The organism is Kribbella sp. NPDC048915 (genome assembly GCF_040649595.1).
Lineage (GTDB): Bacteria > Actinomycetota > Actinomycetes > Propionibacteriales > Kribbellaceae > Kribbella.
Genome location: NZ_JBEZFT010000004.1, coordinates 72230 through 85912, shown reverse-complemented (window position 1 = coordinate 85912; position 13683 = coordinate 72230). Strand labels below are relative to the sequence as shown.

The following is a 13683-nucleotide window of genomic DNA, read 5'->3' as shown; positions in this document are numbered from 1 at the left end:
GTGGCTTACTGGAACAGCGACAGCAACTGCTGTACGCCGGATGCGACGTCCGTGAGGTGCAGTCGCAGCACCGGACGTCCACGCTCCGCGAGCACACCCGCGTCGCCGGCCGCCTGGGCCGAGATCAGCGTGCCGAACGTGAACGGACGGTCCGGGATCTCGACGTCGGTCGGGTGCGCCCCGGTGATCTGCAGGAACACGCCCTCGGGGTGGCCGCCCTTGTGGTACTGACCCGTCGAGTGCAGGAACCGCGGGCCCCACCCGAAGGTCGTCGGCCGGCCGGTCTTGGTGGCCAGCGCCGGGCGGATCGCGACCAGGTTGGCGTCCCGCTCGGAGTCCAGGTACGCCATGACCGCGACGTACCCCTTGTCGTCGAGCTTGCCGAGCAGCGCGTCCAGCGCGCCCTGCAGCGAGTCGACACCGGCCAGCAGGCCTTCGGAACCGCGGACCTCGACAGCGCCCTCGGTGAACGCCGCGGGCTCCGGCTCCGGCTGCGCGTCGAGCAGACCGCGGGCCGCGGCCTTCGCGCTCTCGACGTCCGGCTGGTCGAACGGGTTGATGCCGAGCAGGTAGCCCGCCACGGCGGTCGCCACCTCCCAGAGCAGGAACTGGCCGCCGAGCGAACCGGACGTCAACGCCGTCGGCACGCTGCTGGTCGCCTTGTCCGCGAGCAGCGCGTTGGTCAGGTCGGCCGCTTCGCTGCGCAGCTCCGGCGCGCCGACCTCGACGGCCACCGGCAGCACGCCGGTGCCGTTCTTGCCGGTGCTCTCCGCGATCAGCTGCTCGGCCCAGTCCGGGAAGCCGACGATGTCGGATCCGTCGGCGGTGATGATCGCCTTGTCCCGGCCCGCGCTCGCCGCGAGCACCGCAGCCAGCCACAGCGCCGGGTTGTCGGTGCTGTCGGCCTGCAGCGCGGGGGCCGCCTCGGCGGCCTGGTCGAGCAGGTCGGCGATGTCGGCACCGGCGAGACCGGACGGCACCAGGCCGAACGCGGTCAGCGCGCTGTACCGGCCGCCGACGTTCGGGTCGGCGAGGAACGTCTTGCGGTACCCCTCGTCGGCCGACAGCTTCTCGAACGGCGACCCCGGGTCGGTGACCACGACGATCCGCGACGCCGCGTCGATCCCCGCGTCGGTGAACGCCTTGGCGAACGTCCGGCGGTGGCTGTCGGTCTCGACTGTGCCGCCCGACTTGCTGGACACCACGATGACGGTCTTCGACAGATCACCGTCGAGCGCGCGCTGCACCACGCTCGGGTCGGTCGAGTCCAGAACCACGAGCTCGACGCCCGCGGTCCGGGTGATGACCTCGGGCGCCAGCGAGGAGCCGCCCATGCCGGACAAGACGATCCGATCGATGCCCTCGGCGCGCAACTCGGCCTGCAGCGCCTCGATCTCGGCGAGCAAGGGGCGCGAGGTGTCGTGCAGATCGACCCAGCCGAGCCGGATCGAGGCCTCGGACTCGGCCTCCGGACCCCAGATCGTCGCGTCCTTGGCGGCGATCCGGGAGGCGATCTTCTCGGCGACGAGCTTGTCGACGACCTCGGACCAGTCGCCGCCCTGGGTGCTGACCTTCGGAGTGCTCACTTGGCCGCCGCCTTGAGGGCCGCGGTGACGGTCTCCTGCAGCTCCGACCAGGACGCCTCGAACTTCGAGACCCCTTCGTCCTCGAGCACCTGGACGACCTCGTCGTACGAAATGCCCAGCCGCTCCAGGTCGTCGATCACCTTGCGATCGGCCGCGTAGTTCCCGCGGACCGTGTCACCGGTGATCTCGCTGTGCTCGGCGACCGCGTTGATCGTTGCCTCGGGCATCGTGTTCACCACACCGCGGGTGACCAGATTGTCGACGTAAAGGGTGGGGGAGTACGACGGGTCCTTGGTACCCGTCGACGCCCACAGCGGACGCTGCGGCTTCGCGCCGACCGTCTCCAGCTCGCGCCAGCGGTCGGTGTCGAAGATCTCCTCGTATGCCTGGAACGCGAGCCGCGCGTTCGCGATCGCGGCCTTGCCCTTGAGCGCCTTCGCCTCGTCGGTCCCGATTGCGTCCAGGCGCTTGTCCACCTCGGTGTCGACGCGGCTGACGAAGAACGACGCCACACTGGCCATCTTGGTCACGTCGACGCCGTTCTCCACCGCCTGCTCGAGGCCGCTCAGGAAGGCGTCCGCGACGGCTTTGTAGCGCTCCAGCGAGAAGATCAGCGTCACGTTCACGCTGATCCCGGCCGCCAGCGTCTGGGTGATCGCCGGCAGACCTTCCTTGGTCGCCGGGATCTTCACGAAGACGTTCTCGCGGCCGACGATGTCCCACAGCTGCTTGGCCTGCTCGACGGTCTTCTCGGTGTCGTGCGCCAGGCCCGGCTCGACCTCGATCGACACCCGGCCGTCCTGGCCCTCGGTGTCGTCATAGATCGGCTTGAACAGGTCGGCGGCGTCCCGGACGTCGTCGGTGGTGATGACGCGGATCGCCTCGTCGGTCGAGACGCCCTGCGCCGCCAGCCGCTCGACCTGCTCGGCGTAGGCGTCCTTGTCCGAGATGGCCTTGGCGAAGATGGTCGGGTTCGTCGTCACGCCGACGACGTACTTTTCCTCGATCAGCTTGGCCAGGCTGCCGCTGGTCAGCCGCTGGCGGGACAGGTCGTCCAGCCAGATGGAGACACCCGCGTCGGCGAGTGCTTTCAAGCGATCGTTCATGATCCGATGCCTTCTTCCGAAATGTTCTGTTGTAGGGGTGTTCAGTGCGCGTCGCGGGTGTCGGCCGGGCCGACCGGGCCGGCGGCGGCACGCCGCGGCGGGACGCCCGGGCCGCTGACCTGCGCGGCCGCGGCGATGCTGTCCTTCGCGGCCTGGACGACGGCGTCGGTGGTGATGCCGAACTCGTCGTACAGCGTCTGGTACGCGGCCGACGCGCCGTAGTGCTCCAGGCTCACGCTGCGGCCGGAGTCACCGACGATGTCGTGCCAGCTCTGGGCGATGCCGGCCTCGACCGACACCCGGGCCCGGACGTCGGCTGGGATGACCGACTCGCGGTAGGCGTCGTCCTGCTCGTCGAACCACTCGCGGGAGACCATCGAGACCACGCGGGCCTGGACGCCCTCCTCGGCCAGCACCTTGCGGGCCTCGACCGCGAGCTGCAGCTCGGAGCCGGTGGCGATCAGCACCACGTCCGGCGTGCCCTCGGTGTCGAGCAGCACGTAACCGCCCTTGTGCACGTTCTCGGTGGTGGCGAAGCCGTCGGTCCCGCGCGGGAACGTCGGCACGTTCTGCCGGGTCAGCGCCAGGCCGGCCGGGCGATCGGAGTGCTCCAGGATCGCGGCCCACGCAGCGGCGGTCTCGTTCGCGTCGCCGGGCCGGACGACGTCCAGGCCGGGGATCGCGCGCAGCGCCGAGAGGTGCTCGATCGGCTGATGCGTCGGGCCGTCCTCACCGAGGCCGATGGAGTCGTGCGTCCACACATAGGTGACCGGCAGCTGCATCAGCGCGGCCAGCCGTACGGACGGGCGCATGTAGTCGGAGAAGACCAGGAATGTACCGCCGTACGGACGGGTCAGGCCGTGCAGGGCGATGCCGTTGAGCACCGCGCCCATGCCGTGCTCGCGGATGCCGAAGTGCAGCACCCGGCCGTACTCGTCGCCGGAGAACTCCTTGGTGGAGAACTCCGCCGGCAGGAAGGACGGCTGGCCCTTCGGGGTGGTGTTGTTCGACCCGGCGAGGTCGGCCGAACCACCCCACAGCTCGGGCAGCTCGGGCGCGAGCTTGGTCAGCACCTCGCCGGAGGCGGCGCGGGTCGCGACCCCCTTGGCGTCGGCGTCCCAGCTCGGCAGCGCGTCCTTCCACCCGGCCGGCAGCTCACGCTTCGACAGCCGGTCGAGCAGCGCGGCGCGGTCGGCGTTCGCGGCCTTCCACTCCTCGAACTTCGCGTTCCACGCGTCCTGCTGTTCCTTGCCGCGCTGCTGCGCCTTGCGGGTGTGCGCGATCACCTCGTCGGCCACCTGGAACGACTGCTCCGGGTCCCAGCCGAGGATCTTCTTGGTCGCCGCGACCTCCTCGGCGCCGAGCGCGGAGCCGTGGATCTTGCCGGTGTTCTGCTTGTTCGGCGCCGGCCAGCCGATGATCGTGTGCAGCCGGATGAAGCTCGGCTTGTCGGTCACCGCGCGGGCCGCCTCGAGCGCGTCGTACAGCGCCTGGACGTTCTCCTCGTAGCCGGTGCCGCCGAGGGTCCAGTCGACGTCCTGCACGTGCCAGCCGTACGCCGCATAGCGGGCGGCGACGTCCTCGGACAGTGCGACGTCGGTGTTGTCCTCGATCGAGATCTTGTTCGCGTCGTAGATGACGGTCAGGTTGCCGAGCTTCTGGTGGCCGGCCAGCGACGAGGCCTCGGACGCGACACCTTCCTCGATGTCACCGTCGGAGGCGATCACGTAGACCTGGTGGTCGAACAGGCTCTCGCCCTTCGGCGCGTCGGGGTCGAGCAAACCGCGCTCACGGCGGGCCGCCATCGCCATCCCGACCGCGTTGCCGACGCCCTGACCGAGCGGGCCGGTGGTGGTCTCCACGCCGGCGGTGTGCCGGTACTCCGGGTGGCCGGGGGTCTTGCTGCCCCACGTGCGCAGCGACTTCAGGTCGTCGAGCTCGAGGCCGAAGCCGGCCAGGTAGAGCTGGATGTAGAGGGTCAGGCTGGAGTGACCGGCCGACAGTACGAACCGGTCGCGGCCGGCCCAGTGCGGGTCTGCCGGGTTGTGCCGCATGACCTTCTGGAACAGCAGATACGCCGCCGGTGCCAGGCTCATCGCCGTACCGGGATGGCCGTTCCCCACCTTCTCGACCGCGTCCATCGCGAGCACCCGCACGGTGTCGACCGCGCGCTGGTCGAGCTCGGTCCATTCAAGCTTTGGGCTGGTCTTCTCCGTCACGCCGGCGGCGCTCCTCTCGATGGTCTTCCGATGTCGCTCCAGGACGAGCCTACTGTGAGCGTGCCCCGCCCTTGCGCACCTCTCATCTGTATGTCAACAGCTCACCGGGCTCTGCTGTTCCCAGCTGAATTTCTTTCGGACACCTCGCGGCGGTGCGCGCGCCCGCGCCCGGGAGGAGAGGGGGGTGGCAGGACTCTCCTACGGGGCGTCGTAGACTGCTGAATCGTCAGCGCCGGTGTGCCGGCGTCAACCCAGATTGTTCGAGGTGTTCGTGACGGCCGTCGACCCGCGTCCCGCCGCGACGACGTCGTACCCGACGCCGCTGCCGGACGCTCCCGCTGTATCAGCAACGGTGCGTCCGTCGGTGCGCGACGTGGTGAAGGCGTACGTCGGTCTGACCAAGCCGCGCATCATCGAGCTGCTGCTGATCACCACCGTGCCGGTGATGTTCCTGGCGGCCGGCGGTGTGCCCGGCCTGAAGGTGGTCGTCGCCACGCTGATCGGCGGCATCCTGGCCTCCGGCAGCGCGAACACGATCAACTGCGTCTTCGACCGCGACATCGACGAGCAGATGCGCCGGACCCGGCGGCGGCCGCTGCCGCGGCATGCGGTCAGCCCGCGATCGGCGACGATCTTCGGCATCGTCCTCGGGGTGCTCGCCACCCTCGAGCTCGGTTTCTTCGTGAACTGGCTCTCGTCCGGCCTGGCGCTCGCCGCGAACCTGTTCTACGTCTTCGGCTACACGATGGTGCTCAAGCGCCGGACCGTGCAGAACATCGTCTGGGGCGGCATCGCCGGCTGCTTCCCGACCGTGATCGGCTGGACCGCGGTCACCGGCAAGCTGGCCTGGACGCCGTTCGTGCTGTTCCTGGTGGTGTTCTTCTGGACCCCGCCGCACACCTGGTCGCTCGCGATGCGGTACCGCGAGGACTACGCGTCGGTGGACGTGCCGATGCTCCCCGTGGTCGCGACCCCGGTGCAGACCGCGCGCCAGATCATGGCGTACTCGGTCCTGATGGTGGGCACGTCGCTCGCGCTGTGGCCGATCGCGCACACCGGGTTCGTGTACCCACTGGCCGCGGCCGCGCTCGGATTCGTCTTCCTCCGCGAGGCGCGACGGTTGTTGCTCCGGGCCCACACCGGCGCCGACGGTGCTGCGCTGCGGCCGATGCGGTTGTTCCACTTCTCGAACATCTACTTGGCGCTGCTGTTCATTGCTGCTGCCATCGATCCGCTACTGCACTGAGCGTCGCTCCACAGGCACCGAATGCTTCCCCGTTGACCAAATCGTGATCTGATGGTCCGATGGGGTCCTGCCTGTGGAGGGGGATCCACGCCTGGGGAGGCACAGAGCAGGGGGCAGCACATGGGGGCACGAACACGTTTGGCCGCGGTCGCGGCACTCGCCCTGACCGCATCGGCACTGGTCACGACCCAAGCCGATGCCCACGGAAAGCAACACTCAAGTCTCAAGCCGGTCGCTTCGAAGCTGAACGGCCCGCGCGGAGTCTCGACGTACAAGAATCTGGTCATCTACAGCGTGACCGACGGTTCGGTGTACGCGACCACCGGCCGGAAGACGGTGAAGCTCGGCCAGGTACCGGGCGGATTCCCGCCGGCGATCGACACCAACAAGTGGGGGACGACGTACGCGCTGACCGGAGCCGGGGGTGAACCGGGTCAGCCACTCCCGCCAGGAAGCGCGACCCTGTACCGGCTGCGTCCGGGCAAGTCGCCGGTGAAGGTGGCCGACATCGCGAAGTACCAGGCCAAGGACCCCGATCCGTTCAACCTGGCCGACTCGCCGACCGAGTCGAACCCGTTCGGTGTGGCGGCGCTGAACGACGGGACGGTCCTGGTGGCCGACGCCGCGAACAACGACCTGCTGCGGGTATGGCCGAACGGTCACATCAAGACCGTCGCCCGGTTGAAGCCGCGCGTGGTCAAGGTTCCGACCGGCATTCCGCCGTCCTTCGGGCTGCCGCCGGCCGGTTCGAGGATGCCCTCCGAGGCCGTCGCCACGTCGGTCACGGTCGGCTCGGACGGCTACTGGTACGTCGGTGAGCTTCGGGGTGCGCCGGCCACGCCGGGAACGTCGCAGATCTGGCGGATCAAGCCGGGTTCGGTGGGCGCGGTGTGTGACCCGGTGCGGCCGTACAAGGGCAAGTGCCAGCGGTACGCCGACGGGTACACCTCGCTTGTCGACCTGGCCGGTGGTCCGCGCGGCGTGCTCTCGGTCGTCGAGCTCGACAAGGCCAGCTGGTTGAAGATGGAGATCAACGGGCCGACCAAGGGCGGGCTGTTCCTGCAGTACCCGGGCAAGCACCACAAGGCCGGGTTCAAGCGTGAATTGGTGCGGAACCAGCTTGTCCAGCCGGGAGGTACGGCGTTCGACCGGTGGGGCGGGCTGTACGTCTCCGCGCCGGTCTTCGGGACAGGAGCTGTCTACAAAGTCAGGTACTGAGTCAGGTGCTGGGTCAGGTACTGAGTCAGGTTTGTGACCGGGTACTGAAAGGTGCGCGCGGGACGCCCGTCAGGTGGCGGGTGTCCCGCGCTCGCCGTACACGGCGGTGACGAGCGCGATCAGCAGCCCGGCCAGGAACATGTGGACCAGGACCAGGCCCCACGGCAGGCCGGTGAAGTACTGCGTGAATCCGACGGCGCCCTGCATGAACTCGACCGCGAGCAGCCAGGCGGCGAGTTTGCGCAAGGTCCGTGAGGTGGCGGTGACGCGGGTCGCGATCACCAGCGCGATCGTGATGCCGAGCAGGCCGAACACGACGTCCGCGTGCAACTGGCTGACCAGCTCGGGGTCGAACCCGTTGCGGCCGGTCTCCGGGTCGCCGGAGTGCGGACCGGCGCCGGTGACAACGGTGCCGAGGGCAACCGACAGCCAGACTGCGACGACGCTCGCCGTGGCCAGGGCGCGGACGACCGGGGGAGTGTGCGGGTACGGGCTGGTGCGCGACCGGCGCACCATCGAGACCGTCAGCGTGATGATGATCGGCGAGACCAGGAAGTGCGCCGAGACGATCCACGGGTTCAGGCCGGTCAGCACACTGATGCCGCCGATCACACCCTGCAGCGGGACGCCCAGCGCGGCCGCGGTCGCCAGCCGGCGCAGGTCCCGCCGGACCGGGCGGTAGCGCATCACGACCAGCCAGGTGAGGATCGCCACGATCGCGACCACGAAGCCGAGCATCCGGTTGGTGAACTCGATCGCACCGTGAATGCCGAGCGCGGCGTGCGGAACGTAGGAGTCGTCGGTGCACGACGGCCAGGTCGGGCAGCCGAGTCCCGAGCCGGTCAGCCGGACCAGTCCACCGGTCACCACGATGCCGATGTTCACCGCCACCGACGCCCAGCCCCAGCGCCGGACCACGTCCAGGCTCGGGTCGGGCACCAGTCGCCAGAATCCACTCACCGGCTGGGTGTCTTGGGGCGGGGTCTCCGTCGTCATCACGCGCACACTCTAAAGCTCAGTCCCATTTGAAGGTCCGGGACACCAGGTATCCGAGTACTGCGGCCCACAGCGCCAGGGAGAGGGCGGCGGCCCAGGGGATGACGCCCTCGACGGTGGAGTTCGCGATGCCGTTGGCCAGCGCGGCGCTCGGCAGCAGGCGGACGATGCCCTGCATTCCTTCGGGGTACTCGGCGACCGGTGTCATCACCGCGCCGCCCACGAGCAGCAGCAGGTACAGCAGGTTCGCTGCGGCCAGCGTCGCCTCGGCGCGCAGTACGCCGGCCATCAGCAAGCCCAGTGACGCGAAGGCCGCCGTACCGCACAGGATCGTCAGCAGGACGCCGAAGGCTGCGGTGACACCGCCGACCGGCTTCCACCCGAGGGCGAACCCGGTGCCGATCAGGACCGCGAGCTGGATCGCCTGCACGATCAGGACCGCCCCGATCTTCCCGGCGAGCAGGCCGGTCCGGGACAGCGGAGAGGCGCCGAGCCGCTTGATCACGCCGTACCGGCGCTCGAAGCCGGTCGCGATCGCGAGCGACGTGAACGAGGACGACAGCACCGCCAGCGCGAGCACCCGCGGGACCGCCTCGTCGATCGGCCGGCCGCTGCCGAGCGGGAGCCGTTCGCCGAGGCCGGTGCCGCCGAGCAGCAGGAGCAGACCGAGCGGAATCACCAGGGCCAGCAGCAACTGCTCGCCGTTGCGCACCAGGAGCTTGAACTCCATCCGTGTGTGCGCAGTCACCTTCCGCGTCCACGGCGCGCTGCCGGGCTGTGGGGCATAAGTGGTCATGGCTTGCCTTTGGGGGTGGTGAGTTCCAGGAAGACGTCCTCGAGGGACTTGGTGTGGTGCTGGGTGAGGGCGTCGGGGGTGCCGGAGGCGATGACCTGGCCGGCGGACACCACGTGCACCTGGTCGGACAGTTGCTCGGCCTCGTCCATCGCGTGCGTGGTCAGGACCACGGTGACGCCGTCGTCGCGCAGGTCGCGGATCAGTTGCCAGATCTCCCGGCGGCCGTGCGGGTCGAGCCCAGTGGTGGGCTCGTCGAGGAAGGCGATCTCCGGTCGGCCGACGATCGCGAGCGCGAACGACAGCCGCTGCTTCTGCCCGCCCGACAACCGGCGGTACGGCGTCCGCCCGCAACTGCCGAGGTCGAGGCGCTCCACCAGCGCGGGAACGTCGAGCGGGTGGCTGTGCAGCGTCGCGACGTACCTCAGCATCTCGACCGCGCGGACGCCGGACCAGGCGCCGCCCTCCTGGAGCATCACGCCGATCCGCGGCATCAGTTCGTCGTGGTCGGCGAGCGGGTCGAGTCCGAGGACCCGGACGCGGCCGGATTCCGGGCGTCGGAAGCCCTCGCAGGTCTCGACGGTCGTGGTCTTGCCGGCACCGTTGGGCCCGAGCACGGCCGTCACAGCGCCGGCGGCTACGGTGAGACTGAGACCGTCGACCGCGGTTTTCTCGCCGTACCGCACGACGAGGTTGTCGATCTCCACCGCGACTGGCACAACGGCAGCATAGAGAGTGGACCGAAGTGACCTCGCTCACGCCTGGCCTTCGGCCCCCGCGTGAGCCCGGCATCCGGTAAGGGGAGCCTTATTTGAAGGCCCTCGGGAATTACGCGACACTGATGTTGTGAAAAATCCTGCGACCACCGGAGCCGTCAGTGGCGCCGCGCGGGACGAGTCCACTCGGGACCGGGTCGCACGCTCGATCCTGACCAACGGTCCGTCCAGCGCCGCGGTGCTGGCCGAGCGGCTCGAGCTCACCCCGGCGGCGGTACGCCGGCACCTGGACCACCTGCTCGACGAGGGTTTGGTGGAAGCCCGTGAGGAGCGTGTCTACGGCCCGCGCGGCCGCGGCCGTCCCGCGAAGGTGTTCGTGCTGACCGACGCCGGCCGGCACGCGTTCCACCAGGCGTACGACGACCTGGCGGCCACTGCGTTGCGGTTCATCGCCGAAGCAGGCGGTGACGACGCGATCACGGAGTTCGCCCGGCGCCGGGTCGCGGACGTGGAAGAGCGCTACCGGGAGCTGCTGGCGCAGGCTCCCGAGGACCAGAAGGCGGAGGTGCTCGCGCAGGCTCTGACGGCCGACGGGTACGCCGCCTCGACGGCGGAGGCGGGCCAGGGCGCCCAGCTCTGCCAGCACCACTGCCCGGTCGCGCACGTGGCCGAGCAGTTCCCCCAGCTGTGCGAAGCCGAGACCGAGGTGTTCTCGAGACTCCTCGGCCAGCACGTGCAGCGCCTGGCCACCATCGCCCACGGCGACGGTGTCTGTACGACGCATATCCCGGGTGCGACCCCCGCTACCCCTGTAATCGACGGCGAATCTGCGAGGACTACGCGATGACGCAAACCGCTCACCCCGAACTGGAAGGCCTCGGCAACTACCAGTACGGATGGGCCGACTCCGACGCGGCCGGCGCGGTCGCCCAGCGCGGCTTGAACGAGGACGTGGTGCGCGGCATCTCGGCCCTCAAGAACGAGCCGGACTGGATGCTCGAGCTGCGCCTGAAGGGCCTGAAGCTCTTCGGCCGCAAGCCGATGCCGTCCTGGGGGGCGGACCTGTCGGGGATCGACTTCGACAACATCAAGTACTTCGTCCGGTCCACCGAGAAGCAGGCCACCTCGTGGGAGGAGCTGCCGCCGGACATCAAGGCGACCTACGACAAGCTGGGTATCCCGGAGGCGGAGAAGCAGCGCCTGGTCGCCGGTGTCGCCGCGCAGTACGAGTCCGAGGTGGTCTACCACCAGATCCGTGAGGACCTGGAGGCCCAGGGCGTCATCTTCCTGGACACCGACACCGGCCTCAAGGAACACCCGGAGCTGTTCAAGGAGTACTTCGGCTCGGTGATCCCGGTGGGCGACAACAAGTTCGCCTCGCTGAACACCGCGGTCTGGTCGGGCGGCTCGTTCATCTACGTGCCCAAGGGCGTCAAGGTGGACATCCCGCTGCAGGCCTACTTCCGGATCAACACCGAGAACATGGGCCAGTTCGAGCGGACCCTGATCATCGTCGACGAGGGTGCCTACGTGCACTACGTCGAGGGCTGTACGGCGCCGATCTACAAGTCCGACTCGCTGCACTCGGCGGTCGTCGAGATCATCGTGAAGAAGGGCGCCCGCTGCCGCTACACGACGATCCAGAACTGGTCGAACAACGTCTACAACCTGGTCACCAAGCGCGCCACCTGCGAAGAGGGCGCGACGATGGAGTGGATCGACGGCAACATCGGCTCCAAGGTGACGATGAAGTACCCGGCCGTCTACCTGATGGGCGAGCACGCCAAGGGCGAGACCCTGTCGGTCGCGTTCGCCGGCGAGGGCCAGCACCAGGACGCCGGGTCGAAGATGGTGCACAACGCGCCGTACACGTCGAGCTCGATCGTGTCGAAGTCGGTGGCCCGCGGTGGCGGCCGGACGTCGTACCGCGGTCTGGTCGAGGTGGCGCCGGGTTCGCACCACAGCAAGTCCACGGTGCGCTGTGACGCGCTGCTGGTCGACACCATCAGCCGTTCGGACACCTACCCGTACGTCGACGTCCGCGAGGACGACGTGGCGATGGGACACGAGGCGACCGTGTCCAAGGTCAGCGACGACCAGCTCTTCTACCTGATGAGCCGGGGCCTGGCCGAGGACGAGGCGATGGCGATGATCGTCCGCGGCTTCATCGAGCCGATCGCCCGCGAACTCCCGATGGAGTACGCGCTGGAACTGAACCGACTGATCGAGCTGCAGATGGAAGGGGCCGTCGGCTGATGTCCGCGACGGAAACTCTTGTTGCCACCGGCAACAAGGCGCACTCGCACGGACCGGGCTCCCCGGTGCCGCTGCAGGCCCGCAGTGAGCGGCCGACGTCGTATGACGTGGCCGACTTCGCGGTGCCGAACGGGCGCGAGGAGGAATGGCGGTTCACGCCGGTCAAGCAGCTGAAGGCGCTGTTCGAGGACGCGCCCGGCACCGAGACGCCGAAGATCGACGCCTCCGGCCCGGACGGCGTGGTGATCGAGACGGTCGCCGCCGACGCGCTCAAGGTCGGTACGCCGCAGGACCGCAGCGCCGCCGTCGCGTGGAAGCACGCACCGGAGGCGCTGGCGGTGCGGATCCCGGTCGAGGCCGAGCTGACCGAGCCGGTGCACGTGAACGTCGCGAGCCTGGGTGCCCGCGGCTTCAGCCACCTGATCGTGGACGCCGGCCGGCACAGCAAGTCGATCGTGATCGTCGACCACACCGGCGCCGGTGAGCTGAGCAGCAACGTCGAGATCACGGTCGGCGACGGCGCCGAGCTGCGGGTCGTCGCGATCCAGCAGGGTGACCACGAGTCGATCCACCTGTCCCAGCACGACGCGCTGATCGGCCGGGACGCCCGGCTGCACCACGTCGCGGTCACCCTCGGCGGCAAGATCGTCCGGGTCGGCACCAACGTCCGGTACGCCGGTCCGGGTGGCGACGCCGACCTGGTCGGCGTGTACTTCGCCGAGTCCGGCCAGCACCACGAGCACCGGCTGTTCGTCGACCACGAGGCCACGCACTGCAAGAGCAACGTGCTCTACAAGGGTGCGCTGGCCGGTGACAACGCCCGCTCGGTGTGGATCGGCGACGTGCTGATCCGGGCCGCGGCTGAGGGCACGGACACCTTCGAGCTGAACCGGAACCTGGTGCTCACCGACGGCGCCCGCGCCGACTCGGTGCCGAACCTGGAGATCGAGACCGGCGAGATCGAGGGCGCCGGGCACGCCTCCGCGACCGGCCGGTTCGACGACGAGCAGCTGTTCTACCTGCAGGCCCGCGGCATCCCCGAGGACGCCGCCCGGCGCCTGGTGGTGGCCGGGTTCTTCAACGACATCATCGGCAAGATCGGTGTCGACGAGGTGACCGACCGGCTGCACGACGTGATCGAGGAGAAGCTCGCCCGCACCGCCGAGCTGAGCGAAGCCGCCAAGGCGGCCACCGGGCGATGAGCGACACCTTCGAGCGCGCCTGCGCCGCCGCCGACGTCCCCGACGAGGGCGTGGTCCCGGTCGAGGTCGGCGGCGTCGAGATCGCGGTGGTGAAGAGCGAAGGACAGTTCTTCGCGGTGCGCGACGAGTGTTCGCACGCCCAGATCCAGCTGTCCGAGGGCGATGTCGGCGGGTGTGAGATCGAGTGCTGGCTGCACGGGTCGCGGTTCGACCTGCGCACCGGTGAACCGACCAGCCTGCCGGCCTACGATCCGGTGCCGATCTACCCGGTCCGGCTCGACGGCGACGACGTACTCGTCGACGTGAAGAACCCCATCAACCAAGCTTCCCTGTAACAACCGACGG

General features: G+C 69.2%; 12 protein-coding genes. 6 read left to right on the top strand and 6 right to left on the bottom strand.

Annotation, left to right across the window (positions count from 1 at the left end):
• Positions 1-5 precede the first annotated feature (5 nt).
• The 3 genes from AB0B82_RS03670 to tkt are packed head-to-tail and all read right to left on the bottom strand — an operon-like array spanning position 6 to position 4911.
• Positions 6-1586 carry a glucose-6-phosphate isomerase gene (locus AB0B82_RS03670; protein WP_360162086.1) on the bottom strand — a complete coding sequence of 527 codons (1581 nt, stop codon included), beginning with the start codon at positions 1584-1586 and terminating at the stop codon, positions 6-8.
• Positions 1583-2692, bottom strand: coding sequence for a transaldolase (gene tal / locus AB0B82_RS03665; protein WP_360162084.1), 1110 nt, complete (start codon positions 2690-2692; stop codon positions 1583-1585). The genes AB0B82_RS03670 and tal overlap by 4 nt, the downstream gene beginning before the upstream one ends.
• Before the next feature lie 41 nt (positions 2693-2733).
• Entirely contained in the window at positions 2734-4911 is a 2178-nt protein-coding gene (tkt, locus tag AB0B82_RS03660) for a transketolase (RefSeq protein ID WP_360162082.1), read from the bottom strand.
• A 322-nt stretch (positions 4912-5233) separates the two neighbouring features.
• Here tkt and AB0B82_RS03655 point away from each other — a divergent pair, with 322 nt between their 5' ends.
• Together AB0B82_RS03655 and AB0B82_RS03650 are read left to right on the top strand one after the other, a co-directional pair.
• Positions 5234-6157 carry a heme o synthase gene (locus AB0B82_RS03655; RefSeq protein WP_360162300.1) on the top strand — a complete coding sequence of 308 codons (924 nt, stop codon included), beginning with the start codon at positions 5234-5236 and terminating at the stop codon, positions 6155-6157.
• 120 nt (positions 6158-6277) lie between these two features.
• Entirely contained in the window at positions 6278-7375 is a 1098-nt protein-coding gene (locus AB0B82_RS03650) for a ScyD/ScyE family protein (RefSeq protein ID WP_360162080.1), read from the top strand.
• 69 nt (positions 7376-7444) lie between these two features.
• On the opposite strand, the gene AB0B82_RS03645 is transcribed toward AB0B82_RS03650, so the two are convergent.
• From AB0B82_RS03645 to AB0B82_RS03635, 3 genes are read right to left on the bottom strand one after another with little or no spacing between them, the layout of a single operon-like run.
• Complete coding sequence (locus tag AB0B82_RS03645) at positions 7445-8371, bottom strand: COX15/CtaA family protein (RefSeq protein ID WP_360162298.1); 927 nt, start codon at positions 8369-8371, stop codon at positions 7445-7447.
• A gap of 19 nt (positions 8372-8390) precedes the next feature.
• Positions 8391-9119, bottom strand: a complete 729-nt coding sequence (locus AB0B82_RS03640) for an ABC transporter permease (protein WP_360162078.1) — start codon at positions 9117-9119, stop codon at positions 8391-8393.
• Positions 9120-9163: 44 nt separating this feature from the next.
• Positions 9164-9883: an ABC transporter ATP-binding protein gene (locus tag AB0B82_RS03635; protein WP_360162076.1), complete on the bottom strand. Its 720-nt coding sequence runs from the start codon at positions 9881-9883 to the stop codon at positions 9164-9166.
• A gap of 127 nt (positions 9884-10010) precedes the next feature.
• Between AB0B82_RS03635 and AB0B82_RS03630 the strand changes: the two genes are divergently transcribed.
• From AB0B82_RS03630 to AB0B82_RS03615, 4 genes are read left to right on the top strand one after another with little or no spacing between them, the layout of a single operon-like run.
• Positions 10011-10727, top strand: a complete 717-nt coding sequence (locus tag AB0B82_RS03630; protein ID WP_360162074.1) for a metalloregulator ArsR/SmtB family transcription factor — start codon at positions 10011-10013, stop codon at positions 10725-10727.
• Positions 10724-12136 carry a Fe-S cluster assembly protein SufB gene (gene sufB / locus AB0B82_RS03625; RefSeq protein WP_360162072.1) on the top strand — a complete coding sequence of 471 codons (1413 nt, stop codon included), beginning with the start codon at positions 10724-10726 and terminating at the stop codon, positions 12134-12136. Before AB0B82_RS03630 ends, sufB begins: the two co-directional genes overlap by 4 nt.
• Complete coding sequence (gene sufD, locus AB0B82_RS03620; RefSeq protein WP_360162070.1) at positions 12136-13338, top strand: Fe-S cluster assembly protein SufD; 1203 nt, start codon at positions 12136-12138, stop codon at positions 13336-13338. The genes sufB and sufD overlap by 1 nt, the downstream gene beginning before the upstream one ends.
• Positions 13335-13673, top strand: a complete 339-nt coding sequence (locus tag AB0B82_RS03615) for a non-heme iron oxygenase ferredoxin subunit (protein WP_360162068.1) — start codon at positions 13335-13337, stop codon at positions 13671-13673. Before sufD ends, AB0B82_RS03615 begins: the two co-directional genes overlap by 4 nt.
• The last annotated feature ends 10 nt before the right edge of the window (positions 13674-13683 follow it).

Bases quoted from the DNA above. Each gene is read 5' to 3' on its own strand.
- sufB (WP_360162072.1), top strand. From the start codon at position 10,724: ATGACGCAAACCGCTCACCCCGAACTGGAAGGCCTCGGCAACTACCAG.
- AB0B82_RS03645 (WP_360162298.1), bottom strand. From the start codon at position 8,371: ATGACGACGGAGACCCCGCCCCAAGACACCCAGCCGGTGAGTGGATTC.
- tal (WP_360162084.1), bottom strand. From the start codon at position 2,692: ATGAACGATCGCTTGAAAGCACTCGCCGACGCGGGTGTCTCCATCTGG.
- AB0B82_RS03615 (WP_360162068.1), top strand. From the start codon at position 13,335: ATGAGCGACACCTTCGAGCGCGCCTGCGCCGCCGCCGACGTCCCCGAC.
- AB0B82_RS03650 (WP_360162080.1), top strand. From the start codon at position 6,278: ATGGGGGCACGAACACGTTTGGCCGCGGTCGCGGCACTCGCCCTGACC.
- sufD (WP_360162070.1), top strand. From the start codon at position 12,136: ATGTCCGCGACGGAAACTCTTGTTGCCACCGGCAACAAGGCGCACTCG.